This window comes from Vibrio neptunius (assembly GCF_000967495.1).
Taxonomy (GTDB): domain Bacteria; phylum Pseudomonadota; class Gammaproteobacteria; order Enterobacterales; family Vibrionaceae; genus Vibrio; species Vibrio neptunius.
The window spans coordinates 1-766 of record NZ_JXXU01000141.1; the positions used below are offsets into that span (position 1 = coordinate 1).

Sequence of the window (766 nt, forward strand, 5' to 3'; positions counted from 1 at the left end):
ACTCACCAAATCATCTCAGGGTTATGTTGATAAACGGCCAACTTTGAGGAATATTGTCGCCGACTTGGATTTGAGGAAGGTATTTTATTGAATATCGGTACGTTTATTTCAACACCATGTCAGCTATCAAGCTGTGGAGGAATTTCTAACAGCTTTCGAGTGACGCTTACTCAAAGGTGAGTAAATGAAGCTTTTTCTTATTCAGGGCGGTTTTGGCGATGATAGCCTTGGCTTGACTGCCTACCGCCGTGACGTGAAATTTCTCCAATTGAGTACACACCTTGAGCCAGTTATTTCTGTCTCCTCCAAGCCTATCTAATATGGGTGGCAGGTTGGTATTCATCGATGCTTTGTTGGGCCGAATTTGACGGGCTGTCCAGTCGACTAATTCAAGATAATCCATCAATCGAAAAGGAATGCCGTCTCTTTTTAAGTTACTCTCGTGACCGATAAATGGATGAAGGCAAGGGGCTGTAGATTGCTGTTGGTTTAAGGCGTCGATTCGAGCTTTGATGGAAGTGAATTCTGAGTCTTCGGGTTTAGTGGCAATGCCTGCTCGAATAGGATTGAGGTCTACGTACGCCATCGCAGCGGCTAGGGCTTTTTCATCAAGCAAAGCTTGGCTTTTAAATCGGCTTTCCCAGAAATGCCCAGTGCAGCTATCTTCTTTGTTCGCTTTGCAAGCAATATCGTAGTTAAGCTCCTTCATATACCAGCTTAAATCCCACAGACGTTCTCGCCAACGCTCAATAATCTCGATACATTT

General features: G+C 44.3%; 1 pseudogene. It reads right to left on the minus strand.

What is annotated here, in order from left to right:
* Positions 1-166 precede the first annotated feature (166 nt).
* Positions 167-766: pseudogene (locus tag TW84_RS24745) on the minus strand (transposase); the annotation flags it as partial.